The organism is Mesorhizobium sp. M8A.F.Ca.ET.165.01.1.1, from assembly GCF_004792065.1.
Taxonomy (GTDB): domain Bacteria; phylum Pseudomonadota; class Alphaproteobacteria; order Rhizobiales; family Rhizobiaceae; genus Mesorhizobium.
On the sequence record NZ_SRTH01000009.1, the window covers coordinates 172,308 to 198,904 of the forward strand.

Sequence of the window (26,597 nt, forward strand, 5' to 3'; positions counted from 1 at the left end):
CGGCCTATGCATTTCCTTGACCTATGACTGAGGCGAGCGACATACCGCAAAGGCGGACCTTCGCGCGGATCGGCACCTTCATGGCCGAACGACGCGGGCTGGTGCGCGACTATTTCTCGGCGATCAGCGGTGCCGGCGGGCGACTGGTGTTTTCACTCGCTTATTTCATCGCACTCGCCAATACGCTCTCGATCGCCGAATTCGGCATGTTCGCCACTGCGTCGGCGGCCGGCGTCATGCTGTCGCGAATCCTCGCCTTCGGGTTCATTTCGGCGCTCTATCGCACCGCTACCATCCGGCCCAATCTGATCGGCACCTTCACCGCCGGCTTCCTGGTGCTCGGCGCCGCCTCGCTGCCGCTTTTGGCCGCCGCCTCGTTCGGCGTCTACCTGACCTTCTTCGCCGGCACCGTGCCGCTGTCGGTGTTCACGGCGATCGTCTTCGCCGAGGCGCTGCTGTGGCGACCGGTGGAAGTGGCGCTGATCGTCAACAACGGGCTGGGCAAATTCGGCCGCGCCGCCATACTGGCGATCCTGGCCACGGCACTGCGGGCGCTTGGTGCGGTGTTATTCATGGTCTCGGCACAGCACGGCATCTGGGTGTGGTCGTGGTTCTACATCGGCGCCAACGCCGCCTCGCTGCTGCTCGCGTTTGGGTGGTTTTATCCGCGCCAGAGGCTGCGGCTGCGCGTCGAGCTCTATCTGCGGCGGCTCGCCGATTCCATCTATGTGGCCGGCGCGGAGGTGCTGTTCTACCTGCAGATGGAGTTCGACAAGCTGCTGGTGCTGGCGATCGGCGGACCACATCTGGCCGGCATCTATGCCATCATCATGCGCCTGGTCGACCTGACGGCCATTCCCATCCGCACCTTCTCGATGATGCTCGTGCAGCGCATGATGCGCGCGCCCGAACTCCTCTCACGGCTGGCGGTCAAGAGCGGCATCGAGGGCGGTGTGTTCGCGGTCTCGACGCTGGCGCTGGCGGCGCTCGGCATCGTGCTGCATTTCTTCCCCAACGCGCTCGGCAGGAATGTCTCCGAGGCCGCGCCCCTGGTGGCGCTGGCGATCTGCGTGCCGGGACTGCGCAATCTGGTCGAATACCAGGCCGAGCTTCTGTTCGCGCGCGGCCAGACGCTGGTGCGGGCGCTCAATCTGGGCCTGCTCGCCGCCCTCAAGGCGCTGCTGCTGACCTATGTGCTGACCACCATTACCGAGACATCTGATCTGGTGCTGTCGCTCAACATCGTCTTCCTGCTGCTCTATCTCGCGTCGATGCTGCTGACCTATTCGGCGCTGCGCCGACCGGCGAAGGCAATCTAGGACAAGTCAGCGATCAAGCCCGATCAGGCGGCGGATGCGGCCGATATCCGTGCCGATAAAGGACTGCATGCCGATCGCCACCTGCTCCGGCGCCATGCTGGCGACGAAGCGGCGGAACTCATCGTCCGACAACGCCTCGCCCGTCCAGTGGACACGGCAGAATTCCTCCGAACCGTGGAAATGGCCGGCGCCGTCCAGCAGATCATCGACATAGCGGCCGTAGATCATACATTCGGAGAATTTGCGCGCCGAGCCGATGACCTCGACCCAGTCGCGACCATGGACCTTTTCGATCCGGCCGCACATGGCCAGCACCGTGTCACGGCGCCAGGCGATCAACGTCGAGATATAATCATGGACCGACGCCTGGGACCGGTCGATGCCGAGTGCGGCGCCGGCATTGCGCGACCACACGCGATGCTCGTCATGGCCGTCATCGGCGAGCACGCCATCGCGGCGGAACAGGCGCGCGCTGCCATCGCGCCAGAAGACACCGCAATCGAACGCCTTCAGGAAAGCGACGTCGGAATCGCAGAAGATCAGCACGTCTTCCCCGGCGTGCGCCGATATGGCGATACGGCGCAGTTGCTGCACGTGCCAACCGCGCAGCGGCTGGGTCTTCATGCTGAGCCAGACGCGCCGGCGAAACAGGCTGAACGGATCGTCGAAGGCTCGCAGCCAGCGCGGCAGGAGATCCCGCTCATCGACGATCGAGCGGCGGCTGGTCGCCAACTGACGGAAAAGCGCGAGGTCGCGATGTTCGACCAGAATGTAGTGGTGCGCGGCGCCTGAGACATGGCGGTCAAGCGTTTCGCACAGCAGGCGGCAGCGCTCGAAATCCGGGGCGTAGCTTGCCGTCACCACTGCCGCCGTTGGCGTCTTCGGCAACAGGCCCGGGCCGGCCAGCGGGTCTGGGACGAAGCGCTTGTTCAACGAAACTCTCCGGGAGCATCTGCGGCGGCCTCGGCGCCGCGCGACCATTTCTGCTTGACGACCCGCCACAGGAACAGGGGGTTGCCGACCACATAGCGGCGCCAGAGCCGGCCGGGCTCGACCGCCAGCCGGAACAGCCATTCCAGCCTCAGGCGGCGCATCCATAGCGGGGCGCGCGGCACCGAGCCGCTCAGGAAATCGAGCAGCGCGCCGACCGCGACGGGCAGCGTGCAATGACGTTCGTCGATGTGGCGTTCAATCCACAGCTCCTGGCGCGGCACGCCCATCGCGACGAGCAGCATGTCAGGTCGCAATTTTGCGATCCGGCCGATGATCTCCGGCTCCTGCGCGGCGGAGAAATAGCCATCGTGAACGACCACGAAGCTGTGCTGCACGGCAAGCGCCGCCAGCTTCAGCGACGCCGCCTCGGCGTTGACACGCGTCGCACCGAGCAGCCCCACGGTCAGCGGCCGCTTGGAAGCCTGCAGGAATGCGGGCACGAAATCGGTGCCGTTGAGATTGTCGGGAAATGCCGCGCCGTAGAGAAGCTTCGCGGCGAGATCAACGCCGATGCCATCCGGCAGGATGAGGAAATCGTCGAGCGCCTCGGCGAAGACCGGGTCGGTATAGGCGATGTTGGCATTGTGAGCGTTGAGGAAGCTGACCTTGGTGAAGCGCTTCTCCGCAAGCAGGCGATTGAGCAGGGCGGTCGCATCGTTCCAGCGGATGGCGAGCACCGGGATGCCGAGGATCATTTTCAGACTGTCGAGCCCGAACGCGGCGCGGGTGGCGTGCATGTTCATGCATACACCTCCCGCCGGACGGCACCGATTTTTTCGAGACCGACACGAATCGCGGCGTCGAGCGCCTTGACCTGCCGGCGATGGAAGGTGCTGCCATCGACATCGTCGATATCGGCCGCGGCAGCCTCCAGGGCCTGGGCGAAGCCGGCCGGATCGTCGGTGACCACGCAATTGGTGGGGCGATAGTCGATGCCGCGCAGCGAACGGCTGGTGGCGACCGAGGGCAGGCCAAGCTCGAAGGTCTCGATGGTCTTCAACTGTACGCCGCTGCCCGCGGTGCTGATCAGCGGGATGACGGCCGCGCCAAGGACGAAAGCCCGGGCATCCGGAACGCGGCCGACGAATTGGACGCCCGGATGCGTCGAGGTGACGCCGGAAGGCATGTGGCCCGCGATGCGGATGCGGAAACCAGGCCGCAGGTGCGGCACCACCTTGCCCAGGAACCAGTCGAGGCCGATGCGGTTTGGCTGCCAGGTCCAGGTGCCGATCAGGGCCGCGTCGCACTCGATCGGGCGCAGGCCTTTCCGGACCGGCGCCGTGTCGCCGGTTACCAGCGGCAGCACCGCCGAACGCTCATCCGAGGCGACACCGAGCGCCACGCGATCCTCCTCGGCCAGCGTGAAGACGAAGCGCGCGCGGCGGCAGAGACGCTCTTCGACGAGCTTGAGCAGCCTTGCCTCGCGCCGGAACAGCAGACGCTGGAAAATGCCGCCGGCGGCAGCGGCATTCTCGCGGGCCGAGAGATGCTCGACATTGTGGGCGACGAAGATCGAAGGCCGGCCTTCGAAGAGCTTTTCGAAAGCACCGGCGAACTGCACGGAATTCAGCACATAACCATCGAATGGACCGGCGCGTTCGATCGCGGCCTGAACGTCGTGGTCGGACACCGCACGCAACTTGACCGACGCGAAGGTGAGGCCCGAAAATATCGCCTTGCCGACCCAGGCGAGTTTTTGCAGCGGCGAAGCACTTTCGGTGCGCACGTCGATCGCACCAAGCACCACCGTGTTTTCGGGATCTATCGCGGCTTTCCCGGGCCAGGTGAAGCCGATGACCGTCACGCGCGCGCCGGCGCGCCGCAAGGCGGCGATGATCGCGGCGTTGGCGATCTCGTAGCCCGAGGCGAGAGCACCGTCGGGCACGATCGATGTGGCGAACAGCAGATGCATCTCACTATCCTGTGGTGTAGCCGGTAGCAAAGCGCGGTGAACCCTTGATTAAACGAGCACGATCAACGCCCCAAAGCCCATGCCTGGCGGGCCTCTCCATGCAAGGTGATTAACGAAACCTTATCATCGTGATGCTACCAGAACGCGACTCAAGACGCGGCTGGATACGGATGATCCCTTTGCCATCGGACGGTTCGGTATCGATCGCGGGACGCTCTCCCCGGCTCGACGCGGAGGCCGTCGAAGCGATCGTCACCTTGCCGACTTTCAAGCGGCCCGAACAGGTGCTGGAGACGCTGGCGTCGCTGCGCCAGCAGCAAACCGGCAGGCGCTTTGCCGTCATCGTCATGGAGAACGAGGCCGAGGCGCGCGAAGGGGCCAAGGCCGCGCTGCCGCTGTTCGAGCGCGGCGAGATACCGGGCATGGTCATCATCGCGCATGAGCGCGGCAATTGCAGCGCCTACAATGCCGGCTGGCAGACGGCGATCCTGCATTTCCCGAACTTCAGGCATCTGCTGGTCATCGACGATGACGAGATCGCCGATCCGCAATGGCTGGAGCGGATGTGCCGCGCGGCCGAAACGCTCGGCGCCGATATCATTGGCGGCCCGCAGGTTCCCGTCTTTACCGATCCTGCCCACGCGACATGGGCCGAGCATCCCGTCTTCGCGCCTCCCTACCGGGAGACGGGAGAGGTGCCCGCACTCTATTCGTCCGGCAATCTTCTGGTCGGGCGTAGCGTGCTGACCGCGATGGGGCCGCCCTTCCTCGATCTCAGGTTCAATTTCATGGGCGGCGGCGATGCCGACTTTCTCAGCCGGTCGGCGCAAAGGGGCTTCGCGCTGGGCTGGTGCGCCGAAGCCAAGGTGCGGGAGACCGTTCCGGCCCGGCGCGTCGAGACCGACTGGATCCGTGCCCGCAGCCTGCGCAACGGTGTCATCTCGACGCTGGTGGAAAGGAAGAAGCGCGCCGGCATGCCCTTCGCAGGTGCCAAAGTGTTCGCCAAGAGCCTGGCGCTCCTTGCCGTCTCGCCGCTTCGCGGCATGATGCGGCTGGCGCGCACCGGATCGCCGGCGATCGCCATCTACCCCGTCCATGTGGCGCTCGGCCGCGTGCTGGCCGAATTCGGATATGCCAATGAGCAATACCGCCAGCCTGAGAAAAACTGAGCGCGCCCCGCTCAGCGCCGCGTTCACACGCGACGGCGTGGCGACCGCGATCGCGGCGCTGCTGTTCACCGTCATCATGGTGTCCTTCCGCCCGTTCCAGCCGGCCGGCGCCGAACTCACCGGCGAAGGCGGCGACATCGTCAATCAGCTCGGCTTCGGCTCACTCGGCGCGGTTTCGGTCTTTGCCTTGATGGCCTTCGCCGACCCGCGCGTCGTGCGCTCGCTGCTCAGCCCATCCTGGATTCTGATGCTGGGTTTCTTCTTCCTGTCGGTGCTGCTGGCAACCGATCCGCCCTCGGCCATGCGCGCGGCGTCTTTCACCATGATCGGCATCCTGACGATGGCGACGATCCTGGCGCTGCCGCGTGACGCCGAGTCCTTCTCCAGAGTCATCATCTTCACCGCCGTCGCGGTGATGGGCCTATCCTATCTCGGCCTCATCGTCTTTCCACACGAGGCGATGCACACGGCCGACTCGCAAGAGCCCGAACATGCCGGCCTGTGGCGCGGCGTGTTCACCCACAAGAACATCGCCGGACCGATCATGGCCTGCTTCAGTTTCGCCGGCCTTTATCTCTATCGGCGCGGTCAGCGCTGGTGGGGCGCTGGCATCTTCTGCGCGGCGATGATCTTCATGCTGCACACCGGCTCCAAGACCACCGCCGGGCTGGTGCCGTTCTCGATCCTGATCGTGATGTTTCCGAGCCTGATGGGCATGCGGCTCGGCACGCCGATCCTGTTTGCGCTGGCGATAATCGCCACGGCGGTCGGCACGCTGGGCATCGTCTTCCTGCCGCCGATCAAACATCTGGCGGCGATCTATTTTCCCGACATGACCTACACCGGCCGCACCACATTGTGGGAGTTCGCCGGCTCGATGCTGGCGAAGAAGCCGTGGACCGGCTACGGCTATGAGAGCTTCTGGGGCACGCCGCTGCTGTTCAACCAGGACCAGCCCTTCGATCGCCCCTGGGACATCAGGACCATCGTGCACGGCCATGACGGCTATCTCGACATTGCCGTGCTGATGGGCATCCCTGCCCTTTGCGTGGCGGTCTACACTTTCCTCATCGCACCGCTGCGCGACTACATGCGCATTCCGCAGCGCAAGGAAAACATCTTTCTCGGCGACTTCTTCATGATGGTGGTGCTGTTCACCGCGCTCAACGCCTTCCTCGAGAGCTTCTTCTTTCATCGCGGCGATCCGGTCTGGCTGTTCTTCGTGCTCGGCGTGCTGGGTCTCAGGCAAGTGTCGCTGCGGCCGATCGCGGTGCGCACGCCCGTCCAGCGGTCCTGAGAGGGCTTCCCCACCGATCCGCGAGCGTCTATGTCATGGCCTTTCCTCGGAGGGCTCTCGATGACGATCAGGCTTGTTCTCGCCGGCTGCGGCAATATGGGTTACGCCATGCTCTCGGGCTGGCTGAAGTCCGGCAAGCTCGCACCCTCAGCGGTTTTCGTGGTCGAGCCCAACGCGGACCTGCGCAATCGCGCCGCCGCACTCGGCTGCGGCACCGCGGCGGAAGCCGAAGCCATTCCGACGGATGCCGTACCTGAACTCGTCATCATCGCGGTGAAGCCGCAGGTGATCCGTGACGTCACCGCCGCCTACAAGCGCTTCGGCGACGGCCGCACCACTTTCGTCAGCATTGCCGCCGGAACGCCGTCGGCCACCTTCGAGCAAATCCTCGGCAACCGCGCGCCGATCGTGCGCTGCATGCCCAACACGCCGGCTGCCATCGGCAAGGGCATGATGGTGGTGTTTTCCAATCCCCTGGTTTCCGACGACGCCAGGCGTTTCGTCGCCGACCTGCTTTCGGCCAGCGGCGAAGTGGCCACCATCGACGACGAGAGCCTGATGGATGCGGTGACCGCCGTGTCCGGATCGGGTCCGGCCTACATCTTCCATTTCATAGAAGCGCTGACCGTGGCCGCCGAGAAGGCCGGCTTGCCGGCGGCGACCGCCAGGCTGCTTGCCATGCAGACCGTCTACGGCGCCGCGTCGCTCGCCGCGGAAAGCAGTGAGGACCCGGGTGTGCTGCGCCAGCAGGTGACCAGCCCCAACGGCACGACGGCGGCCGCGCTTGGCGTGCTGATGGGCGAGGACCGGCTGACCAAGCTGCTCACCGACGCGGTGGAAGCGGCGCGGCTAAGGTCGATCGAACTGGGGAAATAAGCGGGGACAGCTCGGGGTGTGTCAGGAATATCCCCACATGTCGCTGATCTATTCCTTATCCATAGTTCGGCCACCCGCTCCTGCCTTGGCTCTAAGATCGTGAGCTATGATGGCAAGCCTTTTGGCGAGCGAGAGTTGCTTTCGCTGCAGTTCGGATTCAAGCGCTTTGAAGACCGCCTTGGCCATCGACGTATTGCGCAAGTCTGCAAGCCGTCTCGCCAATTCGCGTGCGCGCGGATTTCTGATGTAGAGTTTCATCTGGGTCCTCGACGCTATGATTTTGACAGAATAGAAGCCTGAGCGGTAGTTCCTAACGTCGTCATCCTAGGGCGAAGCAGGAGCGAAGCTCCGTCGCGGAGACCCTAGGATCCATGCCGGGAGCTCAATGGAAGGGCGCAGCGGAGCAAAATTCTGCCACCGCTGCAACGCCTCTAATTCACGGCATGGATCCTGGGGTCTGCGCCGCGTCGCTACGCTCCTTGCTTCGCCCCAGGATGACGAAGTTGCGGTTACCGCTTTCCCGGCAATGCGAGGCTAGCTTCCGTACAGCATTTCGTCCTGCAGACGGCGCAGCGCAAACAGCCTGGTCGTCTGGTCGGGCGCGGCATTGTCGGCCGTCAGCAGATCACCTTTCCTGACTGGTTTCAGCACCTTGCCGCCCTCGAGCAGGCCGACCGGGACGGCGCGCTGAGCGCGGGCTTCGCGAACGGTCATCGTCCAGGAGCGATAGCAAGTTTCGCCGATCGCATCGAAGGTCTCGCCGACGGCGAGATCGCGCTTGGCAACGGCGCAGACCTCGGCAACCGGCCGCGGCAGCGGCACCATGTCCGGTTTGCCGAACAGCACGATGCGGGCGGCGGTGAGCGGCACTTCGAGCGACGTCAAATGGTAAGGCCGGAACAGGCTGTAATAAGGGCCGTGGCCGATATGCAGGTCGTCCATGCGTTCGATGATGCGCGGATGCGTCGCCTCTACGATGACGAAGACGCCGGGCGCCACACCCTTGCCGATGGTGTAGTCGACGACGCCCTTCTTCAGCAGGAGGCCACCGTCCTCGCGCGGGATCAGCACCTTGACGAGGTCGTCGCGGTCGGCCTTGGGACCATGCATGCCGGGCACGTCGGGCACCAGCCCGGTGGCGTTGGCGATGGCGCACATCTCGACCATGGTCTTGGAGCCGTCGATGAACTCGACCAGCATGCGCGGGTTCATGTTGCGACGGATCGCTTCCTCGCGATAGTCGTCGGGCACCGCATCATGGTTGAGCGGGTTGTTCTTGCCCTTGCCGGCCGAGACGATGGTCAGGCCGAGGGCGGAGGCGAATTCGATCAGTTCCATGCAACTCGACGGCTCATCGCCGGCGCCGACCGAATAGACGACGCCAAGCCGGTCGGCCTGCTGTTTGAGATAGCAGCCGATGGTGACGTCGGCTTCGACATTCATCATCACCAGATGCTTGCCATGCTCCATCGCCATCAGGTCGAAATCGGCGGCAACGCCCGGCTTGCCGGTCGCGTCGATGACGACGTCGATCAGTGGATTGGTGACCAGCGTCTCGTTCGAGGTGATGGCTATTTTTCCCGACTCGATCGCAGCAGTGACTTTCGATGCGGTGTCGGCTTCAACCGCCATCGCCTCGTCGCCATAGGCGATGCGGATGGCATCGCGCGCGGTGTGCGGGCGCCGGGTCGAGACGGCGCAGACCGCAATGCCCGGCATCAGCATGCCTTGCGTGACCAGGTCCGTGCCCATTTCGCCGGAGCCGATGACGCCGATGCGCACGGGGCGGCCCTCGGCGGCGCGTCTGGCGAGATCGCTGGCAAGTCCCGTCAAGGCGACATTGGTCATGCAGGGATGTCCACAGCTTCTTGATTCGAGGCCGGATTAGCAGGGACGGGTCCGCTGTGCCAATAAAACCGCTCGCGGCCGGCGATTTCCAATGGAATCGCCGGGAAACGGCGCATTCGCCGCGAATTATTGGCCCAAAGGGTTGCCAATTGACATTGTCGTGAACAGCCACAATAAAACATTCGTTTGCTAACAAAGGCAAATGTTCACTCCGAAACACCGCTCGGACGAGCATTTCGCCTCTCGTTAGATTTGGGGAGGCCTTTGCGCCAAGGCGCGGCAAAGGCGTGGACGAGACAACGGAGCATCCTCGGGCAGAGCCCGTGGCTCCAGGGGAGGAAGAATGGATACTCTACTCGCTGGCCTCAAGGGGGCCATCGACACGCTCGGCGCGACAATCCTGCTGCCGATCGTCATTTTCATCATCGCCGTGGTTTTGGGCGCCAAGGTCAGCAAGGCCTTTCGCGCCGCCGTCACCATCGGCGTCGCCTTCATCGGTATCAACCTCGTGCTTGGCCTGATGTTCACGTCGATCGGCGACGTGGCCAAGGCCATCGTCACCAACACCGGCATCCATCGCGACATTATCGATGTCGGCTGGCCCTCGGCGGCCGCGATCGCCTTCGGCTCATCGGTCGGGCTTTGGGTCATCCCGGTCGGCATCCTGGTCAACATCGTGCTGTTGCTGACGCGCATGACGCGCACGCTCAATGTCGACGTCTGGAATTTCTGGCACTTTGCCTTCGTCGGCTCGCTTGTCGTGGCCGCCACCGACAATCTGGCCTACGGCATTGCGATCGCGGCGCTCGTCGCGGCGCTTTCGCTGCTTTTCGCCGACTGGTCGGCGCGCGCGGTGCAGCAGTTCTACGGCGTTCCCGGCATTTCGGTGCCGCATCTCGCCTCGGCGCAGATCCTGCCGATCGCCATCATCCTGAACTGGATCATGGACCGTATTCCCGGCATCAACCGCATCAACATCAACACCGAAACCATCGAGCGCCGCTTCGGCGTGTTCGGTGAACCGGTCGTGCTCGGCCTCATCATCGGCCTCGTGCTCGGCGCCATCGCATTCTACAATGCGGGCGATCTCAGTGTGGTCCTGGCCAAGGTGCTGGGCACCGGCATGACGCTGGCCGCGGTGATGCTGCTTCTGCCGCGCATGGTGAAGATCCTGATGGAAGGCCTGCTTCCGGTTTCCGACGCGGCGCAGGAATTCGTGCGCAAGCGCACCGGCGACCGCGAGCTTCTGGTCGGCCTCGATTCGGCGATCCTGATCGGCCATCCCGCGGCGATCTCGTCGTCGCTGATCCTGGTGCCGATCGCGATCATCCTGTCGGTGATCCTGCCCGGCAACCGCGTCATCCTGTTCGCCGACCTGGCGGTCATCCCGTTCATCGTCGCCATGACCGCGCCGCTGGTCAAAGGCAATGTGTTCCGCATGGTGGTGATCGGCACGGTGACCTTGGCGATCGGCTTCTATGTCGCCAACGCGCTGGCGCCGCTGTTCACCAGTGCGGCCGTCGCATCGGGTTTCAAGCTGCCGGCGGATGCGCTGCAGATCACCTCGGTGGTCGACGGCTTCCTGTGGGTGCCCTACGTGATCATCGAGGCGATCCAGGGGCTTGGCCTTATCGGCATCATCATCATCGCGGTGGCCATCGCAGCGCTGTTCGTGCTCTACCGGCGCAATACGCTCGGCTGGGAGCGGGCGGCAGGCGCCGAGGACGAGCCGGCCGAACACACCGCCTGAGCCTTGGCGGCTTCAATCTGAAACGATCGTGCGCCCTCCCCGGGGCGCACGATTCATCGACGGAGCAAGACATGTCCGACGGCCTCATGCAGCTTCTGGATCCTGAGGCGATCGTGCTCGGATCCGATGCCTCGACCAATGAGGAGATCATCCGCATCCTCGCCGGGCGGCTCGAGGCGCTTGGCTATGTCAAAAGCTCCTATGCCGACGCGGTCGTTCGCCGCGAAATGACCATCCCGACAGGGCTGCCGCTGGAACGCGCCGACAATGTCGCGGTGCCGCACACCGATCCCGAGCATGTGCTGAAGCCCGGCATCGCAATGGGCACGCTGAGAAAACCGGTGACCTTCGCCAACATGGAAGATCCCGACGAGAAGTTGCCGGTCGGCTTCGTCTTCCTGCTTGCCATCAATGACAGGGATAAGCAGATTGAAGCGCTGCAATCCGTCATGGAGACCATCCAGAACCCGCAGGCATTGGACGGCTTGAGGTCGGCCAGCAACCTCGACGACGTGCGTGCCGTGCTCGGCTGATAACCAAGGAGGAGCAGCAAATGTCCAAACAGAAAACCATTCTCTTTGCCTGCGGCACCGGCATCGCCACCTCGACGGCGGTCAACGTCGCCGTCACCGAGGCGATGAAGAAGCGCGGGCTTACCTTCAACGCGCAGCAGGCCAAGGCGACCGAAGTCCCGGGGCTGGCCGACAGCGTCGACTTCATCGTCGCCACCACGCCGATCTCGGCTTCGGTGACCAAGCCGGTGATCAAGGGCCTCGCCTTCCTCACCGGCATCGGCAAGGACAAGGTGCTCGACGAGATCGAGGCGCAACTGCGCAAATAGGGCGCGGACAACGCGGCCTTGTCGATATAGCCTCAGACCACTCTGAGGTAGCTGGTCATGCCTGATTTCTGGTGCTCGATGATGTGGCAATGCAGCAGCCAGTCCCCGGGATTGTCGGCGACGAAGCCAAGGCTCACCTTCTCATTGGGCTGGATGAGGTAGGTGTCGGAAATCAGCGGCTGAACCGGGCGCGTCGACGACGACAGCACCTTGAAGCTCATGCCGTGCAGATGCATCGGATGCGATTGCGGCGTCAGGTTCTCCATGTCGATGATGTAACTCCTGCCGAGCTTCAATTCGGCCAAAGGCGCGGTTGGATCGGGTGTATCGCCCGGCCACGGCACTTTGTTGATCGCCCAGAAACTGTAGCCGAGCGAGCCGCATATGCCGTCGCTCGGGACGTTCTCCGCCGTGGCGCTGAGCGTCAGCGAAATATGCCGGGCAGCGGTGAGATCGACGTCGGCCACCGGATTGGCCTCCAGCGGTGCGAGATCGCGGCTGTCACGTTTGAGGGAGGTTCCAACCGCGCGCAGCGTTGCCAGGGCTTTCGGCTTGGTGCCCCTGACGTCCCGCAAGGTCACGAGCGCGCCCTCGTCGTCGGGCATGCGGACAGCGAGTTCCAGACGCTGACCGGGTCCGATCAGTAGGGCATCGGGTGCAAAACGCCGCGGCACCGGGTTGCCGTCCAGCGCGATGACGTGAGCTTCGGCGCCGTCGACGCGAAAGGCGTAGATTCGGGTGACATCGGTGATTGCAACGCGCAGCCGCACCAACCCGCCGGCCGGCGCGTCATATTGCGGCTGGTCGAGCCAGTTGGCGGTGCGCACCGTGCCGTAGGTGCCGGTTCTCGCCGCATCGCGCGGCCGGAACTGGTCGATGAACTGGCCGTCGTCGCCAAGGCGCCAATCGCGCAGATTGAGGACAAATTCGGCGTCGAATTTCGGATCGTTCGGGTTTTCGACCACGATCACGCCAGTCAGGCCGCGCCCCATCTGCTCCAGCGTATTGCAATGCGGGTGATACCAGAAGGTGCCGGCATCGGGCGGGGTAAAGGCGTAGTCGAAATGATCGCCGGTGTAGACGTAAGGCTGCACCAGGAAGGGCACGCCATCCATCTTGTTCGGCAGGCGAATGCCGTGCCAGTGGATGGTCGTCGGATCGTCGATGGCGTTTTTCAGACGCGCGGCGAAGGGCTCGCCCTTCTTCATCCTCAGCACCGGCGGCATTTCGGCGTTGCCATAGGTCAGCACATCCCTGGTCGGGCCGACATCCATAAGCTTCGCCTGGATTTTTGCCGTCCGCAGCACCACCGGCTCGGGCGTGGCCGCGGCCCAGCCGCCAATCCTGCCGATCGCGGCAAGCCCGACACCGCTCGCGCCAGCGATGGCGGCGGTTTTCAAAAGCCTGCGGCGTGTGATTAGGGTCATTCAGCGCTCCAACTGCAGGGTGCCCCGCATCCAGTGCGCCTTGGATCACAGGCGAGCCACCGGCGCAAACGTCGACACATTGCACATTGGCGATTGCTTGCGCCATCACTTCGAAACCGAAGTCGGTTTCGTGCCCTCTGACACCAGGGCCGAGTCATTGCCTCCCCAGGATCCCGACGACTTATGCCTGATCGACGCTCGCCAGGAAACGAGCGAAGACAGGGTTGAAGCGGTCGGGCGAATCCCAGAACGGCGCATGGCCCGATTTGTCGAGCAAATGCGCCTTGCCTTCCCACAGGTTGGAAAACTTGACCGCCGCGACGAAATCGGTGTTGACGAAAGGCTCGTCGATGCCGTTCAGAACGGCGATCGGCGGTGTCTTGCCGGCGACGATCTCGCGCTGGTTGCGGCCGGTGCCGGCGGCGAATTTCTCGAACATCAGGCGTCGCGCCCGCCCGTCGGTGCGCGCGACCGTGTCGATGAGGAACGGCTCGAACGGTTCGCCGCAGGTGCTGCGCGCATAAGCCTCGACGTCGGCGGCGGTGAAGACCTCCTGTCCGGCAAGGTGCATATGCGGGCTCGGCTTGAAGCCGTTGCCGACTTCCTCGGGCGACACCGGCGGGGTGCCCGTTATCATCAGGCCGAGCAGGCCAGGATACCGGTCGATCATCTCCAGCCCGATATGGCCGCCGAGCGACCAGCCGAAGACGATGGCCTTGCCGACACCGAGCAGGCCGAGCACTTCGGTCATCGCGTCGGCGTAGCCCTCCATGCTGTAGGAGCGGTCCGGATCGATGGCATCGCCGGACGCGCCGTGCCCAGGCAGATCGGGAGCGATGAGGTGGTAGCGCTCGCCGAGCGGGCTCTCGAGCTGGTTGCGGAAGACCGCGCCGGAAGACGAATTGCCGTGGATCAGCAGCACGGCGGTGCCTTTGCCGTCGGTCTCGCGAACGGCGATCCTGCCGTGGCTGGTTTCAAGGGTGTTCTGCGAGATCGTCATCTTTGGCTCCGTCTGGAATTGCCCTGTTCGAGGCAGTTGCACAACAAAGCGCCGCCACCTCCCCTAGCCCTGCCATAACATTTTCCCGGTCTCATGCCGTTGAAAAATCCTTTTCAAATAAGAACAATTATGCGTAGATTGTCAATTATCCAACTCCCGATGAACGGGAGGAAAACAGGGAACGGCACGATGAAATCCAAATCCGCAGGCAACAGAATCCGCCATATGCTGATGAGCACAGCGCTGATCGCAGCGTTTGCCACGGCGAGCGCACCGGCCTTCGCCGATGTCGTCAAGATCGGCCTGCTGGCGCCGATCACCGGCCCTGCCGCGGCGGACGGCCAGGAATTCCAACGCGGCGTGCAGATGGCGATCGATGAGGCGAACGCCGCCGGCGGCGTTGCCGGCAACACGTTCGAACTGGTGGTCGGCGACGTCAAGGATCAGTCCGCCGGCAACGTCACCAGCGCGGTCGAACGCCTGCTTGGCGATCCCGGCGTGCAATTCATGCTCACCGGCTACGCCAGCCTGACGAATTTCGAGATCGACAACATGGCAGAGGCCGAGATGCCCTACATGCTGGCGGCCACCTCTCAGCAGACCAGGGACATCATCGCGCCGAGCCCCGACAAATACATGTGCTGCTGGTCCCTGACGCCATCCTTCGACGCCTACAATACCGACGTCACCCTGTTCGTCGAGAAGCTCGCGGCCGACGGCAAGATCACCTTGCCGACCAAGAAGGTCGCCATCATCTCCTCCGACAATGCCTATTCGAAGACCATCTCCGAAGGCATGAAGAAGACCTTCAAGGAGAAGGGCTGGACCATCACGGTCGACGAGATCGTGCCGTTCGGCGAAGTGACCGACTGGCGCCCGATCCTGGCCAAGGTGCGCGAGAACGTTCCCGACGTCGTCATCAACACCGACTATCTGCCGGGCAATTCGGCGTCCTTCCTGAACCAGTTCCTCGAGCAGCCGACCAAGAGCCTGGTCTTCCTGCAATATGCGCCGAGCGTTCCGGAGTTCGTCGAACTCACGGGCAAGAAGTCGAACGGTGTCATCTACAATCTTCTGGGCGGTGCCCTGACGACGCCGAAGAACCCGCGCGCCGACGAGGTAGCGGCCAAATTCAAGGCCAAATACGGCGTCGAAAGCGGCACCTATGGTGTCGGCCTCTATGAAATGACCAATGTCTATTTCGACGCGGTCAAGAAGGTCGGCGGCGCATCCGACCATGCGGCGATCATGAAGGCGCTGTCGGAGACCGACAAGCAAGTCGCTGAAGGCCGGCTGAAATTTGATCCCGCCACGCATCTCGCGACGCAGGGCGACGACTATATCCCGATCACCTTCTTCCAGATCTGGGACGGCCAACGCACGCTGATCTCGCCGGAAAAATACGCCACCGGCGCCTTCAAGCCGCAGCCCTGGATGCAGTGAGGCATGGCTCTGCTTGAACTGGACGACGTGTCGAAGGCCTTCGGTTCGCTGAAGGCCGTCGACGGCGTGTCGTTCAAGGTCGAGGCCGGCGAAATTTTTGGCATCGCCGGTCCGAACGGCAGCGGCAAGAGCACGCTGTTCAACATCATCACCGGCATCCCGTTCGGGCCGGACAGGGGCCACATCCGTTTTGACGGGACCGCGATCAACGGCAAGCCTGGACATGCCATCGCGCGCCTTGGCCTTGCCCGCACCTTTCAGCGCGAGACCAGCTTCGACGGGCTGACCGTATTCGAGAACGCGTTGATCGGCGCCAGCTACGGCCGGCAGGAGAAAGCGGCGGCCGCCGCCCGAGACGCGGCGGCCGAGGCATTGGAATTCGTTGGGCTGGGGCCTGCGTCCTTCGGGCGGCTGGCCGGCGAGCTTTCCGTCTTCGAACGCAAATGCCTAATGCTTGCCACCGCCATCGCCATGAAGCCCCGCATGCTTCTGCTCGACGAGCCGGCGTCGAGCCTGACCAAGCCCGAGATCGAGACGTCGATCGGGCTGATCCGCCGCACCGCCGAGCGCGGCATCACCATTCTCCTGATCGAGCACGTGCTGACCTTCCTGATGAGCCTGTCGCGGCACCTTCTGGTGCTCAACAATGGTCGCGTGCTCGCCGCCGGTGAACCGGAGAGCGTGATTGCGGACCAGCGCGTCATCGAAGCCTATCTCGGAACCCGGAGGGCGGTGGCGTGAATCCCATCCTCACCGTCGAAGGCGTCACCGCCGGCTATGGCCGCGTCACCGTGCTGCACGACATTTCGATGGAGGCCGGCCGCTTCGGCAATGTCGGCCTGTTCGGCCCGAACGGCCATGGCAAGACGACGCTGCTGCGCGCCATCTCCGGTCTCCTGCGGCCGAAGAGCGGCCGCATCCTGTTCGACGGGCAAGACATATCAGGCCTCAGCGCCCGCGCCATCGTCGGCACCGGCCTGATCCACGTGCCGCAAGGCAACCGGCTGTTTCCCGACCTCTCCATCGCCGACTGCATGAAGCTGGGCGCCTATTCGCCGCGTGCCCGCCCACATGAGGCGGAGAACCGCGAGAAGGTGATCAGGCTGTTCCCGAAACTGGCGGAACGCTGGCGCCAGCGCGTGCGCACGCTGTCCGGCGGCGAGCGCCAGATGGTGTCGATCGGCACGGCGCTGATGAGCCATCCACGCCTGCTGATCCTCGACGAGCCGACGCTTGGGCTGGCGCCCAAGATCAAGGACGAGCTCTGCGCCTCCGTCATGGACATTTCGCGCGGCGGCGTGCCGCTCATCGTCGTCGAGCAGGACATCGAATTCCTGCTGGAGCTGACGCAGCAACTCTACCTCGTCAACCATGGCGCGGTGGCGACCGAGATCAAGCCGGGCGAAAGCCTCGACCACGGCGAGATCATGTCGATGTATTTCGGACACTAGGAACGTCGAATGAGCGCATTGGCGGAAATCCTGTTCGGCGGCCTGTTCCAGGGCTCGCTCTACGCCATGATGGCGGTCGGTCTGGCTTTGGTCTGGACGACGATCGGCGTGTTCAACTTCAGCCATGGCGTGTTCATGATGCTGGGCGCCTATATCGCCTGGCAGTTGGTCGAGCTCGGCCTGCCCGCGGCGGTGGCCTTTCCGATCGCTGTCGTCGTCATGGCCGGCGTCGGCTGGATCCTGCAGGCGAGCGTCGTGCGGCCGCTGATCGGCCGGCCCAACATCGTGCTGGTCGTCGTCATCACCACCCTTGCCGCCGGATCGCTGATCGAGAACGGAGCGCTCACCATCTGGGGGCCGCGTTCCAAGCAGATCCCGGCGCTGATCGACGGCAACGCCACCATCGGCGGCGTCGGCGTTTCGCTCCACCAGATCGCCATCATCGTCATCACGCCGCTGATCCTGGCGGCACTGTGGATGTTCCTCAACCGTACGCGGCTCGGGTTGGCGTTGCGTGCGGTGGCGCAGAACGAGGATGCCAGCCATCTGGTCGGGCTGAACGTCACCGCGCTCTATGGGCTCGCCTTCGCCATCGCCGCATCGCTGGCGGGGCTCGCCGGCATCTTCATGGGCGGCTATCGTTTCATGTCGCCGGTGATGGGCAGCGACCCGCTGCTCAAGGCGCTGATCGTCGTCGTGTTCGGCGGCATATCGAGCATATCGGGACCGATCTTCGCCGCCTATCTGATCGGCTTCTTCGAGGCCGCGTGCAGCTATTATTTCGGCCTCTACTGGACGCCGGCGCTGCTGTTCGGCGTGCTGATCCTGACCCTGATGGTGCGCCCCGAGGGCATTTTCGCCAGCCGTTCACGAGGCCTCGCATGACCGACATGACCTCACCGATCACCCAGATCCGTACAGCGGCGGCAACCCCGATCGCACCCGGCCGCACGCCGTGGAAGCACGAAGCCGTCGGCTTCGTGCTCGGTTTCGTCGTGCTGGCGCTGCTGCCGCTGGTCTTTGGCGACACCTATGCCCGCCACATCCTGATCATGGCCTTCATCTACGCCATCGTGGCGTCGAACTGGGACCTCAGCCTCGGCTATGGCGGCGTCTTCAATTTCGGCCATCTGGCGCTGTTCGGCATTGGCGTCTACGCCTACAGCCTGCTCACCAAGCTGGCCGGGCTCGACCCGTGGATCGCGCTTCTTGCCAGCGGCATCATCGCCACGCTTGCCGCGATCGTGGTGACCATCCCGATCCTGCGCCTGAAGGGCATCTATATCATCCTGGTCACCTTCGGCTTCGCGCAATTGGTCATGCAGGTGATCCTCAGCCAGTCCGACATCACCGGTGGCACGCAAGGGATCGTGCGTATCCCCGGCCTCTACTGGTTCGACCACAACATGGTCCGCGACGCCAAATTCGCCTATTTCTACATCGCGCTGGCGCTGCTGGTGGCGAGCACGCTGTTTCTGCGCGTGTTCGTGCGCTCGCGCGCCGGCGCCAGCATCGTGGCGTTGCGCGACAATGAGGAATATGCCATCAGCCGAGGCGTCTCGATCGTTCGCCAGCGCATGCTGACGCTGGCGGCAAGCGCCTTCTTCACCGGCATTGCCGGCGCCTTCTACGCCGCCTACCAACGCAATGCCTCGATCGACGTGTTCGGCATGAGCCTGGCGACCATCATCCTGTCGATGGTGCTGCTGGGCGGCACCAGCACCATCTATGGTGCCGTCGTCGCCTCCTTCGTGCTGACGATCTTCGCCGAGTGGATGGCCGATTTCGGGGCATGGCGCCCGATCATCACGGCGGTGCTGATCATCGGCGTCATGCTGGCCTATCCCAGCGGACTGGCCGGCATGATCAGGTCGGCATGGGGTGCGGTCGCCGGGCGGGTCAAGCGCCCGGCCTGACCGCCCGAAAAGTTAGCTCCGCTCAGCGCACGCCGCACCAGTCGATCACCGAAGCGGCGATCACCTTGGCGGTCTCGACAACCGATTCCACCTCGACATATTCGTTGGCGCCATGGAAGCCGTCGCCCGACGGGCCGAAGATGACGCCGTCGACGCCGGCGCCGGCATAATGCGCGGCATCGCACACGGCGACAAAGCCGCTTGCCTTCGGCGTCTTGCCGATAGCGGCCTTGCGTTTCATCAGCGACGTCACCAGCGGATGGTCGACCGGGGTGTTCATGGGCGGGAAATGCAGCCCGCCGAGTTCCCACTGGATGACAGGCGGGTTGTCGCGCAGCCAGGCGTCGGTCTGGGCGAAATGATGGACGAACGCTTCGAAGTCACGGCGGTATTCCGACGAGTTTTCGTCCGGCAGGAATTTCATGTCGAGGTCGAGCACCGCGACATCGGGAATGATGGCCGGATTGGTCATCACCGTCGGCAGGCCATGTTCGCCAAGGCCCGTTCCGCCATGCATGACACCGATGTTGATCGTGTTCATGCCGACCGGCAGCAGCGGATGAGATTTCGCCCGTGTCCGGTCCAACTCATATTGGCGGACGGCGGCGATGAACCGCGCCGCGATCTCGATCGCGTTGACGCCCGGCTTCAGCCGGCCCTTGTCGTGCCTCTGCGGATAGATTTCGTTGTAGCGCAGCGCCGAATGCGCGTTGCGGCCACGGATCGTCACCCGCGCCCACTCAAGCCCGCCCTCGACCGGCAGGACATCGCCCCAGGTCGGCTCGGCGACCAGCACCGCCTTGGCGAGCTTGCCCTTCTTCACCGCATCCATGGCGCCGAAGCCGCCGGCCTCCTCGTCGACGACGGAGTGGATCGCCAGCCGCCCCTGCAGCGTGATGCCTGCCTTGCGGATCGCGTGCGCGGCGGCGACGCAAGCCGCGACGCCGCCCTTCATGTCGACCGCGCCCCGGCCATAGAGCCGGCCGTCAGTGATCTCACCGCCGAACGGATCGACCGACCAGTCCTTCATCTCGCCGACCGGCACGACATCGATGTGCCCGCACAGGATCAGGCTGCGGTCTTCGCTTCCAGCCCATTCGCCGACCAGATTTGGCCGGCCGGGCAAGGCGTCCCACTGCTCGGTCTTGAAGCCATCGTGCTTCAAGATCGGCTCCAAGAGCGCCTGGACGTCCGCCTCGCGATTGATCGCCGGATTGGCTTCGAATTTGGGATTGACCGAAGGGATGCGGACCATGTCGCGGACCAGGCCGATCAGCCAGTCGCGGTCGGCCTCGATTTCAGCCTGCGCGGCATCGATGATGGTCTGGATATCGGCCATGATTGTTCCTTCCTCGCATCGCCGCGCCGGGCGCTTCGACGCTATTTCCTCGGGGTTCTTGGTTTGGTGGTTTCGGTGTCGAAGGGCGACAGGCCGGCATCGAGGGTAACGGCATTGGCGCTGCGGATCTTCTCGATGTCCTCGATGCGCTTGCGTACCCCGGCGCCATGGCCTTCCAACGCATGGGCAAAAACGGTTTCCATCTGCGCGACGGCGGTCGCCAGCGTGTCGAAGGGCGAGTTGGCGTCGATCGCCGCCACCATGGTCAGGTCGGCCACGTCAGCGATCGGCGACAGCCACACATCGGTGAACAGCAGGACGGAGACGCCGCGTTCTTTCGCCTGCTGTGCAAAACTCACCACGTCCGACTGGTAGCGCCGGTAGTCGAACACGACGAGAAGGTCGCGCTTGCCAAGATCGATCAACAGGTCGAAATCGGCGGGGCTCAACGAACCGATGTCGCGCACGCCGGAGCGGAACTGCAGAAGGTAACCCGCAAGCATGGAGGCGATATGGCGGCTGAAACGGCCGCCCAGCAGCACGACCTGGCCCTTGGTCTCGAGCAGCAGGTTGACGGCGCGCGTATAGGCCTGCAGGGGCACCGCCGTTCGCGTACGCTCCAGACTGTCGGAAACCGAATGGAAATAGGCCAGTGCCGTGCCTTCGCTGGAGCCGCCCGGGCGCTTGGCCTCCATCATCAGCAGCGGCGAATGCAGCCGGGATTCCACTTCCGTGAGCAACCGCGCCTGGAAATCGGCAAAGCCGACATAGCCGAGCTTGGTCATCAGCCGCGTCACGCTCGGGTCGCTGACGCCGGCGCGACGCGCCAGCCGGGTCGCTGTTCCCAACCCCGACATCGGATAATCGGCAAGCAGGACCTGAACGATCTTTTCTTCCGCCGACGTGAACGCCAAGGTGGCGTTGGCCAGTTCTTCGCGGATCGACATGGTCATCGCCTCTCGCCGGGGAAAGACGATTATCTTACAATTTCATGCCTGATTGTCAAATTTGGATAATATCTTACAGGCTTGCAGAGTCGACCTATCTGAAGCTGGCGATGGGCAGGAATTTCACCGCGGAGCCGGTGAAGCGGCGGTGATCGGACGTCTTTCCTCGTGGCTGGAATCCATCGAGATAAACCTGCTCCGGCGCCGTGCGGATGAAATTGGCGGCAATGACGGGCGCCGCCATCGAGCCGGCTCCTGCGCTGCCGCGACCGCTTTCACGCGGACGGCCGGTCAATGCCGCGGGTACAATGACGGCGGTGCCCTTGGGGTCGAGACGTGGCTGGACACGGTCGGCCTTGGGGCTTGTCCTGGCACGATCTTCGGGTTTCGACGCCGGGACCGCAATCGGCTGGCCAGCCAGCGGATCGAGATTGTCATCGGCGTGATGCGTGGCGAGCAAGGCGCCGATTGCATCGGCGGGTTTGGCCGCCTCCGGCTGTCGCGCAGGCCCCGTCCGGCCTTCGGGCCGCCATGTCGGGACAGGGATGTTGAGCGCCACCATGTCCGGACCGGCAATCGCGAGAGCGGCGCCAGCCTTGCCCGAGGCAGTTTCGGCGCCGGCCGCCGGTTCAGCCCGCGCCGGAGATGCGCTGGCTACGCCGAGCGGCACGGTTTGCGGGGTTGGAATGCCTGCAGCGAGCCCGGTGCGCGGTGCGAAAGCGGGTACCGGCACCGTGCCGGGCGCCATCGCCATGACGATCGCTTCGGGCGTCTTCGCGGGCGTTTCTTCGGGGGAAACCATCTGAATGTCCGCCCGCTGGGCTGCCTCCGGCGCCACGATAGCGATGCCCTGTCCGGCCAGCTTCGGTTCAACGACCGTCTTGGGGTCACCGGCCGTCTTGGAGTCAACCGGCTTCGCCGGCTTGCGTGGCGCAGGCGCCACTTCCGCGGCATCGTCGGCTTCGTCCGTGCCGCGCCCACCCAACAGCGACGCCAGCAGGCCGCGCGCCGGCCTGCGTTGGCCGCCGTCGGCGCTTGCCAGTTCGATGTTGGGCGTGCCGGCGGCCTTGCGCGATTTGTAGGCGGCAAACGCTTGATCGTAGCCGGGCAGCGGCTTGCCGTCGCTCGGCACATGGAGCGTATTGCCGTTGGGGAAGACCCTGGCCAGTTCCTGGCGGCTGATGCCCGGCCAATGCCGCACATTGCCGACGTCCATGTGGATGAAGGGCGAACCGGAAGTAGGGTAATAGCCGACGCCGCCGCCCTGCATCTTCAGGCCGATGTCGCGCAGCTTCTTCAGCGGCACATCCGGCAGGAAGAAATCCATGGCGCGGCCAACCATGTGCTGGCTTTCGCGGGCCACCCCTTTCGAACGGCCGCGCAGCATGGCGTTGGTCGCCGGCGAGCGATAGGCGCTGACCACATGGATATAGCTGGTCGAGCCGCTGGCGCGATAAGCCTGCCAGACCAGGTCGAGCAGACGCGGATCCATCCTGGTCGGCTCGTTGCGGCGCCAGTCGCGCAGCATGAAGTTGATCTTCTTCAGGCCCGCCTGATCGTAACGCCCGTCGCGCTTGAAGACGATCTCGGCCTTCTCGCCCGTATGGAGATGCTGAATTCGCAGGGCGCGCGTTTCGGCGAACGCATCGGTGATGCACATGCAAAAGAAAGCGGCCATGAAAGCCTGCAACCGGGTCCAGAAGCGGAAACCGCCGGGCGCGTTCTGTTGGCTTTCAATCACGTTCATGCCTTGCACATCGTTCCTGTTTCGGGCGATTTGACGTCCTCGCCGGAGGCGGAGCCTTCTTTTCAGCACCCTTCCCGGCGCTGCTGACCAGGCGGACAGGCCAGACTTGACCAGGCGGACAGGCCAGCCATTCCACAACACGTCATGTCGAAGAACAGCATCTTGGTTAACGAATCGTGTCAGGCGGCTTTTCGACTGGAGGTTGCCGCCCCCCGCCTTTGGGGAAAGCCACGTTGTCTTCCGGCTGAACGCGCCAACACAGGCAGGCCGACCGACAGGAAACCTTTCATGCAAGTTGGCCGTTGTAGCTGGAAGAGAGGAGAAGTTGAATGGCATCCGTCCGGTACATCGTTTCGAACGTCGACAAGGCGGTCGCGTTCTATCGAGACAATCTCGATTTCAAGACCGACAAGCACAATCCGGGCAAGTTCGCCGCGCTGTTGCGCGACGACTTGACGCTGTATCTCAGCGCCCCAGGTGCGGGGAGCGGTGGTCAGGCGGGCGGCGATCCAAAGCCGGGCGGGTGGAACCGATTTATGATCATTACGACCGAGATCGATGTCCTCATCGAGCGGTTGCGCCGCACTGACGCAAGATTCCGCGGCAAGATCAGCGACGGCGGTGCCGGCCGCGCCATCTTGCTCGAAGATCCCTCCGGCAACGTTATCGAGCTATTCGAGTTCAAGAAGGATCGAGCCTAATTTAGAGCTGGTGGCGACGCTGGTTTTGATCGCCTTCGCCGTGCTGACAATGTCAAGCTTATGTGTACCACCCGGCGTACCAGGCGGCAAAAAGACCAAGGTAGGGGTTCCCAATCAATGGGATAGACTGGTGCTGCGAGAGAGGATTGAACTCTCGACCTCTCCCTTACCAAGGGAGTGCTCTACCACTGAGCTACCGCAGCCGCCGATGGCGGGGCTTCTGCCATATCGAACCGGCAAGCGCAAGGCCAAGAACAACGCTTCTGTGAAAGCCTTTGCCGGATAGCTTTCTATGACATGGCGGTGCCACAATGTTGGCTATCCCTGAATGGCGGGTTGGCTGGCTGCCAGCCGGGGCAGGACGATGAACGACAAGACAAATCCACCGAAAAACAGCGGAACGACCCGCAAGAACCGGCTCGCCGAGCAGTTGCGAGCCAATCTCCAGAAGCGCAAGGCGCAGTCGCGCTCGCGCCGTAGTGGCGACGCCGACAAGCGGCGCGCCGGTGAGGCCGACCAGCGGCCCGACGGGCTCGGCGCGGCAAAGGAAATGCAGAAAGATTAACTCAAATCGGCCACTCTTGGACGGGATGCTCGGAAATCCTATTTCTTGAACCATACCGGCCAATGGTCTAGACGGGCCGACACTCAAACGATTGAACCGGCCTTTTCTGGCCGAGAGGGACATTCTCCAATGGATCGCATCAGAATCGTCGGCGGCAACAAGCTTGCCGGAAGCATTCCGATCTCGGGCGCGAAAAACGCCGCCCTGCCGCTGATGATCGCCTCGCTTCTGACCGACGACACGCTGACACTCGAAAACGTGCCGCATCTGGCCGATGTCGAGCAACTGATCCGCATCCTCGGCAATCATGGCGTCGACTATTCGGTCAATGGCCGCCGCGAGAAGCAGAATGAGGGCTATTCGCGCACCATCAACTTTTCCGCCCGCAACATCGTCGACACGACAGCTCCTTACGAGCTGGTGTCCAAGATGCGCGCCTCGTTCTGGGTGATCGGGCCGCTGCTGGCCCGGATGGGCGAGGCCAAGGTGTCGCTGCCCGGCGGCTGCGCCATCGGCACGCGCCCGGTCGACCTGTTCCTCGAAGGCCTGCAGGCGCTGGGCGCCGATATCGATGTCGACACCGGCTATGTCATCGCCAAGACCCGCAATGGCCGCCTCGTCGGCAACCGTTACATCTTCCCCAAGGTCTCGGTCGGCGCAACCCATGTGCTGATGATGGCGGCATCGCTCGCCAAGGGCGAGACGGTGCTGGAAAACGCCGCCTGCGAGCCCGAGATCGTCAATCTCGCCGAATGCCTCAACGCCATGGGCGCCAGGATTTCCGGCGCCGGCACGCCGACCATCACCATCGACGGCGTCGAAGCGCTGTCGGGGGCGCGCGTGCGCGTCATCCCCGACCGCATCGAGACTGGCACCTATGCCATGGCCGTGGCGATGACCGGCGGCGACGTCGTGTTGGAAGGCGCACGGCCGGAGCTGCTGCAGACCGCGCTCGACGTGATTTCGCAGACGGGCGCGGAGATCACGCAGACCAATTCCGGCATCCGCGTGAAGCGAAATGGCGCCGGGATTTCGCCGGTCGACGTGACGACGGCGCCCTTCCCGGCCTTCCCGACCGATCTGCAGGCACAGTTCATGGGCCTGATGACCATGGCCAAGGGCAAGTCGCGCATCACCGAGACGATCTTCGAAAACCGCTTCATGCACGTCCAGGAACTGGCGCGGCTCGGCGCCCACATCACGCTTTCGGGCCAGACGGCGATCGTCGACGGCGTGGCGAAGCTGAAGGGCGCGCCGGTCATGGCGACCGATCTTCGCGCTTCGGTCTCGCTGGTCATCGCCGGTCTGGCCGCCGAAGGCGAGACCACGGTCAACCGCGTCTACCATCTCGATCGCGGCTTCGAGCGGCTGGAGGAAAAGCTTTCCAATTGCGGCGCGGTGATCGAGCGGATTTCTGCCTGACGATCCGCGGTCGCTTGGCGAAATCATCTGCAAAGCGTTCCTTCTCCCGTCACCATACGGGGAGAAGTGCCCGGCAGGGACGATGAGGGGTGCGCAAAACCTGCGGCAAATGCCTCTGGCGGTATTCCTGTCGCGGTTGCACCGATCGGAAAGACCGCCTAACAGAAAGGCTGATTGCCAACCTTTGGGTGTGAAATCCGCATGGCCTTAAAACTCATTGCGCTCGACGATCAGGATCTGGGCATCGTCTCGGCCCATCTCCAGGACGCCGTGATGAAGGTCTCGGACCTCGAATTCCTGCCCAAGGCCAAACGGTTCGTGCTGACCATGAACCGTTTCGTGTGGGAGGCCAAATCCGGCCTGTTTCGCCAGCACAATGAGCGGCGGCAGGCGGTGCTGCATTTCGACCGGGTGCTGGGCGCCAAGACCAACGGCATTGCCCGCGACAAGCCGGCCGAAATCCTCTCCCTGCTGGCGATCAGCTTCATCGAGATCAGCAAGCCGGCCGGCATCGTCGAACTGATCTTCTCGGGTGGCGGTACCATCATGCTCGACGTCGAATGCATCGAGGCCCGCCTTGCCGATATCGGCGGTGCGTGGGAAGCCACGTCGCGCCCCATCCACAGGGCTTGAG

Annotated in this window: 26 protein-coding genes and 1 tRNA gene; 16 read left to right on the plus strand and 11 right to left on the minus strand. The window is 63.8% G+C overall.

The window, feature by feature from the left end:
* The first annotated feature begins 23 nt into the window (after nt 1-23).
* Nucleotides 24-1,319 carry a lipopolysaccharide biosynthesis protein gene (locus EN808_RS23015; protein WP_127275896.1) on the plus strand — a complete coding sequence of 432 codons (1,296 nt, stop codon included), beginning with the start codon at nt 24-26 and terminating at the stop codon, nt 1,317-1,319.
* A gap of 6 nt (nt 1,320-1,325) precedes the next feature.
* Here EN808_RS23015 and EN808_RS23020 read toward each other — a convergent pair whose 3' ends face one another.
* From EN808_RS23020 to EN808_RS23030, 3 genes are read right to left on the minus strand one after another with little or no spacing between them, the layout of a single operon-like run.
* Nucleotides 1,326-2,252, minus strand: a complete 927-nt coding sequence (locus tag EN808_RS23020) for a DUF6492 family protein (RefSeq protein WP_127870846.1) — start codon at nt 2,250-2,252, stop codon at nt 1,326-1,328.
* A complete protein-coding gene (locus EN808_RS23025) occupies nt 2,249-3,055 on the minus strand; it encodes a WecB/TagA/CpsF family glycosyltransferase (RefSeq protein ID WP_135916957.1) in 807 nt (268 codons plus the stop codon). The genes EN808_RS23020 and EN808_RS23025 overlap by 4 nt, the downstream gene beginning before the upstream one ends.
* The gene (locus EN808_RS23030; protein ID WP_135916958.1) at nt 3,052-4,224 is read right to left on the minus strand and encodes a glycosyltransferase family 4 protein; all 1,173 of its coding nucleotides are present in this window, start codon (nt 4,222-4,224) and stop codon (nt 3,052-3,054) included. Before EN808_RS23030 ends, EN808_RS23025 begins: the two co-directional genes overlap by 4 nt.
* Nucleotides 4,225-4,394: 170 nt before the next feature.
* Here EN808_RS23030 and EN808_RS23035 point away from each other — a divergent pair, with 170 nt between their 5' ends.
* From EN808_RS23035 to proC, 3 genes are read left to right on the plus strand one after another with little or no spacing between them, the layout of a single operon-like run.
* Nucleotides 4,395-5,393, plus strand: coding sequence for a glycosyltransferase (locus tag EN808_RS23035; RefSeq protein ID WP_135916959.1), 999 nt, complete (start codon nt 4,395-4,397; stop codon nt 5,391-5,393).
* Entirely contained in the window at nt 5,362-6,690 is a 1,329-nt protein-coding gene (locus tag EN808_RS23040; RefSeq protein ID WP_135916960.1) for an O-antigen ligase, read from the plus strand. Before EN808_RS23035 ends, EN808_RS23040 begins: the two co-directional genes overlap by 32 nt.
* Nucleotides 6,691-6,750: 60 nt before the next feature.
* Nucleotides 6,751-7,566, plus strand: coding sequence for a pyrroline-5-carboxylate reductase (proC, locus tag EN808_RS23045; protein ID WP_127278913.1), 816 nt, complete (start codon nt 6,751-6,753; stop codon nt 7,564-7,566).
* Nucleotides 7,567-7,614: 48 nt separating this feature from the next.
* On the opposite strand, the gene EN808_RS23050 is transcribed toward proC, so the two are convergent.
* Both EN808_RS23050 and EN808_RS23055 read right to left on the minus strand, forming a co-directional pair.
* A complete protein-coding gene (locus EN808_RS23050) occupies nt 7,615-7,824 on the minus strand; it encodes a type II toxin-antitoxin system VapB family antitoxin (protein ID WP_135916961.1) in 210 nt (69 codons plus the stop codon).
* 276 nt (nt 7,825-8,100) lie between these two features.
* The gene (locus EN808_RS23055; RefSeq protein WP_135916962.1) at nt 8,101-9,414 is read right to left on the minus strand and encodes an NAD(P)H-dependent oxidoreductase; all 1,314 of its coding nucleotides are present in this window, start codon (nt 9,412-9,414) and stop codon (nt 8,101-8,103) included.
* A gap of 343 nt (nt 9,415-9,757) precedes the next feature.
* Here EN808_RS23055 and EN808_RS23060 point away from each other — a divergent pair, with 343 nt between their 5' ends.
* The 3 genes from EN808_RS23060 to EN808_RS23070 all read left to right on the plus strand — a co-directional run bounded on the left by EN808_RS23060 (nt 9,758) and on the right by EN808_RS23070 (nt 12,005).
* Nucleotides 9,758-11,164, plus strand: coding sequence for a PTS transporter subunit IIC (locus EN808_RS23060; protein WP_135916963.1), 1,407 nt, complete (start codon nt 9,758-9,760; stop codon nt 11,162-11,164).
* 71 nt (nt 11,165-11,235) lie between these two features.
* A complete protein-coding gene (locus EN808_RS23065) occupies nt 11,236-11,697 on the plus strand; it encodes a PTS sugar transporter subunit IIA (protein WP_127278917.1) in 462 nt (153 codons plus the stop codon).
* 20 nt (nt 11,698-11,717) lie between these two features.
* Nucleotides 11,718-12,005, plus strand: coding sequence for a PTS sugar transporter subunit IIB (locus EN808_RS23070; protein WP_127278918.1), 288 nt, complete (start codon nt 11,718-11,720; stop codon nt 12,003-12,005).
* A 32-nt stretch (nt 12,006-12,037) separates the two neighbouring features.
* Here EN808_RS23070 and EN808_RS23075 read toward each other — a convergent pair whose 3' ends face one another.
* Together EN808_RS23075 and EN808_RS23080 are read right to left on the minus strand one after the other, a co-directional pair.
* Complete coding sequence (locus tag EN808_RS23075) at nt 12,038-13,432, minus strand: multicopper oxidase family protein (RefSeq protein WP_135916964.1); 1,395 nt, start codon at nt 13,430-13,432, stop codon at nt 12,038-12,040.
* A gap of 181 nt (nt 13,433-13,613) precedes the next feature.
* On the minus strand, nt 13,614-14,432 hold the full coding sequence (locus EN808_RS23080; protein ID WP_135881018.1) for an alpha/beta hydrolase: 819 nt from the start codon (nt 14,430-14,432) through the stop codon (nt 13,614-13,616).
* Between the two features lie 189 nt (nt 14,433-14,621).
* Here EN808_RS23080 and EN808_RS23085 point away from each other — a divergent pair, with 189 nt between their 5' ends.
* The 5 genes from EN808_RS23085 to EN808_RS23105 are packed head-to-tail and all read left to right on the plus strand — an operon-like array spanning nt 14,622 to nt 19,242.
* Entirely contained in the window at nt 14,622-15,875 is a 1,254-nt protein-coding gene (locus tag EN808_RS23085; RefSeq protein ID WP_135881019.1) for an ABC transporter substrate-binding protein, read from the plus strand.
* A 3-nt stretch (nt 15,876-15,878) separates the two neighbouring features.
* Nucleotides 15,879-16,616, plus strand: coding sequence for an ABC transporter ATP-binding protein (locus tag EN808_RS23090; RefSeq protein WP_135861928.1), 738 nt, complete (start codon nt 15,879-15,881; stop codon nt 16,614-16,616).
* Nucleotides 16,613-17,326, plus strand: coding sequence for an ABC transporter ATP-binding protein (locus tag EN808_RS23095; RefSeq protein WP_127279818.1), 714 nt, complete (start codon nt 16,613-16,615; stop codon nt 17,324-17,326). Before EN808_RS23090 ends, EN808_RS23095 begins: the two co-directional genes overlap by 4 nt.
* Nucleotides 17,327-17,335: 9 nt before the next feature.
* Nucleotides 17,336-18,211 carry a branched-chain amino acid ABC transporter permease gene (locus EN808_RS23100; protein ID WP_027045159.1) on the plus strand — a complete coding sequence of 292 codons (876 nt, stop codon included), beginning with the start codon at nt 17,336-17,338 and terminating at the stop codon, nt 18,209-18,211.
* The gene (locus tag EN808_RS23105; protein WP_135916965.1) at nt 18,208-19,242 is read left to right on the plus strand and encodes a branched-chain amino acid ABC transporter permease; all 1,035 of its coding nucleotides are present in this window, start codon (nt 18,208-18,210) and stop codon (nt 19,240-19,242) included. Before EN808_RS23100 ends, EN808_RS23105 begins: the two co-directional genes overlap by 4 nt.
* A gap of 22 nt (nt 19,243-19,264) precedes the next feature.
* Here the strand turns inward: EN808_RS23105 and EN808_RS23110 are convergent, their stop codons facing one another.
* The 3 genes from EN808_RS23110 to EN808_RS23120 all read right to left on the minus strand — a co-directional run bounded on the left by EN808_RS23110 (nt 19,265) and on the right by EN808_RS23120 (nt 23,275).
* Nucleotides 19,265-20,581: an ArgE/DapE family deacylase gene (locus EN808_RS23110; RefSeq protein WP_135916966.1), complete on the minus strand. Its 1,317-nt coding sequence runs from the start codon at nt 20,579-20,581 to the stop codon at nt 19,265-19,267.
* 41 nt (nt 20,582-20,622) lie between these two features.
* Nucleotides 20,623-21,528, minus strand: a complete 906-nt coding sequence (locus tag EN808_RS23115; RefSeq protein WP_127870837.1) for a MurR/RpiR family transcriptional regulator — start codon at nt 21,526-21,528, stop codon at nt 20,623-20,625.
* A gap of 94 nt (nt 21,529-21,622) precedes the next feature.
* Nucleotides 21,623-23,275, minus strand: a complete 1,653-nt coding sequence (locus tag EN808_RS23120; protein WP_127870836.1) for a DUF882 domain-containing protein — start codon at nt 23,273-23,275, stop codon at nt 21,623-21,625.
* A 329-nt stretch (nt 23,276-23,604) separates the two neighbouring features.
* Here EN808_RS23120 and EN808_RS23125 point away from each other — a divergent pair, with 329 nt between their 5' ends.
* Nucleotides 23,605-23,976 carry a VOC family protein gene (locus EN808_RS23125; protein WP_127279568.1) on the plus strand — a complete coding sequence of 124 codons (372 nt, stop codon included), beginning with the start codon at nt 23,605-23,607 and terminating at the stop codon, nt 23,974-23,976.
* Nucleotides 23,977-24,104: 128 nt separating this feature from the next.
* On the opposite strand, the gene EN808_RS23130 is transcribed toward EN808_RS23125, so the two are convergent.
* Nucleotides 24,105-24,179, minus strand: a tRNA-Thr gene (locus EN808_RS23130).
* Nucleotides 24,180-24,340: 161 nt separating this feature from the next.
* Here EN808_RS23130 and EN808_RS23135 point away from each other — a divergent pair.
* The 3 genes from EN808_RS23135 to EN808_RS23145 all read left to right on the plus strand — a co-directional run bounded on the left by EN808_RS23135 (nt 24,341) and on the right by EN808_RS23145 (nt 26,596).
* Nucleotides 24,341-24,541, plus strand: a complete 201-nt coding sequence (locus tag EN808_RS23135; RefSeq protein ID WP_127279569.1) for a hypothetical protein — start codon at nt 24,341-24,343, stop codon at nt 24,539-24,541.
* A 129-nt stretch (nt 24,542-24,670) separates the two neighbouring features.
* Complete coding sequence (murA, locus tag EN808_RS23140; protein ID WP_127279570.1) at nt 24,671-25,963, plus strand: UDP-N-acetylglucosamine 1-carboxyvinyltransferase; 1,293 nt, start codon at nt 24,671-24,673, stop codon at nt 25,961-25,963.
* Nucleotides 25,964-26,164: 201 nt separating this feature from the next.
* The gene (locus tag EN808_RS23145) at nt 26,165-26,596 is read left to right on the plus strand and encodes a DUF2948 family protein (protein ID WP_135916967.1); all 432 of its coding nucleotides are present in this window, start codon (nt 26,165-26,167) and stop codon (nt 26,594-26,596) included.
* Nucleotide 26,597 lies beyond the last annotated feature (1 nt).

Coding starts and splice junctions, on each gene's coding strand:
- EN808_RS23060 (WP_135916963.1), top strand. CDS start 9,758: ATGGATACTCTACTCGCTGGCCTCAAGGGGGCCATCGACACGCTCGGC.
- EN808_RS23135 (WP_127279569.1), top strand. CDS start 24,341: ATGAACGACAAGACAAATCCACCGAAAAACAGCGGAACGACCCGCAAG.
- EN808_RS23080 (WP_135881018.1), bottom strand. CDS start 14,432: ATGACGATCTCGCAGAACACCCTTGAAACCAGCCACGGCAGGATCGCC.
- EN808_RS23065 (WP_127278917.1), top strand. CDS start 11,236: ATGTCCGACGGCCTCATGCAGCTTCTGGATCCTGAGGCGATCGTGCTC.
- EN808_RS23070 (WP_127278918.1), top strand. CDS start 11,718: ATGTCCAAACAGAAAACCATTCTCTTTGCCTGCGGCACCGGCATCGCC.
- EN808_RS23030 (WP_135916958.1), bottom strand. CDS start 4,224: ATGCATCTGCTGTTCGCCACATCGATCGTGCCCGACGGTGCTCTCGCC.
- proC (WP_127278913.1), top strand. CDS start 6,751: ATGACGATCAGGCTTGTTCTCGCCGGCTGCGGCAATATGGGTTACGCC.
- EN808_RS23125 (WP_127279568.1), top strand. CDS start 23,605: ATGGCATCCGTCCGGTACATCGTTTCGAACGTCGACAAGGCGGTCGCG.
- murA (WP_127279570.1), top strand. CDS start 24,671: ATGGATCGCATCAGAATCGTCGGCGGCAACAAGCTTGCCGGAAGCATT.
- EN808_RS23090 (WP_135861928.1), top strand. CDS start 15,879: ATGGCTCTGCTTGAACTGGACGACGTGTCGAAGGCCTTCGGTTCGCTG.
- EN808_RS23015 (WP_127275896.1), top strand. CDS start 24: ATGACTGAGGCGAGCGACATACCGCAAAGGCGGACCTTCGCGCGGATC.
- EN808_RS23055 (WP_135916962.1), bottom strand. CDS start 9,414: ATGACCAATGTCGCCTTGACGGGACTTGCCAGCGATCTCGCCAGACGC.
- EN808_RS23115 (WP_127870837.1), bottom strand. CDS start 21,528: ATGTCGATCCGCGAAGAACTGGCCAACGCCACCTTGGCGTTCACGTCG.
- EN808_RS23035 (WP_135916959.1), top strand. CDS start 4,395: ATGATCCCTTTGCCATCGGACGGTTCGGTATCGATCGCGGGACGCTCT.
- EN808_RS23105 (WP_135916965.1), top strand. CDS start 18,208: ATGACCGACATGACCTCACCGATCACCCAGATCCGTACAGCGGCGGCA.
- EN808_RS23085 (WP_135881019.1), top strand. CDS start 14,622: ATGAAATCCAAATCCGCAGGCAACAGAATCCGCCATATGCTGATGAGC.
- EN808_RS23120 (WP_127870836.1), bottom strand. CDS start 23,275: ATGAACGTGATTGAAAGCCAACAGAACGCGCCCGGCGGTTTCCGCTTC.
- EN808_RS23050 (WP_135916961.1), bottom strand. CDS start 7,824: ATGAAACTCTACATCAGAAATCCGCGCGCACGCGAATTGGCGAGACGG.
- EN808_RS23110 (WP_135916966.1), bottom strand. CDS start 20,581: ATGGCCGATATCCAGACCATCATCGATGCCGCGCAGGCTGAAATCGAG.
- EN808_RS23040 (WP_135916960.1), top strand. CDS start 5,362: ATGAGCAATACCGCCAGCCTGAGAAAAACTGAGCGCGCCCCGCTCAGC.
- EN808_RS23075 (WP_135916964.1), bottom strand. CDS start 13,432: ATGACCCTAATCACACGCCGCAGGCTTTTGAAAACCGCCGCCATCGCT.
- EN808_RS23025 (WP_135916957.1), bottom strand. CDS start 3,055: ATGAACATGCACGCCACCCGCGCCGCGTTCGGGCTCGACAGTCTGAAA.
- EN808_RS23100 (WP_027045159.1), top strand. CDS start 17,336: ATGAGCGCATTGGCGGAAATCCTGTTCGGCGGCCTGTTCCAGGGCTCG.
- EN808_RS23145 (WP_135916967.1), top strand. CDS start 26,165: ATGGCCTTAAAACTCATTGCGCTCGACGATCAGGATCTGGGCATCGTC.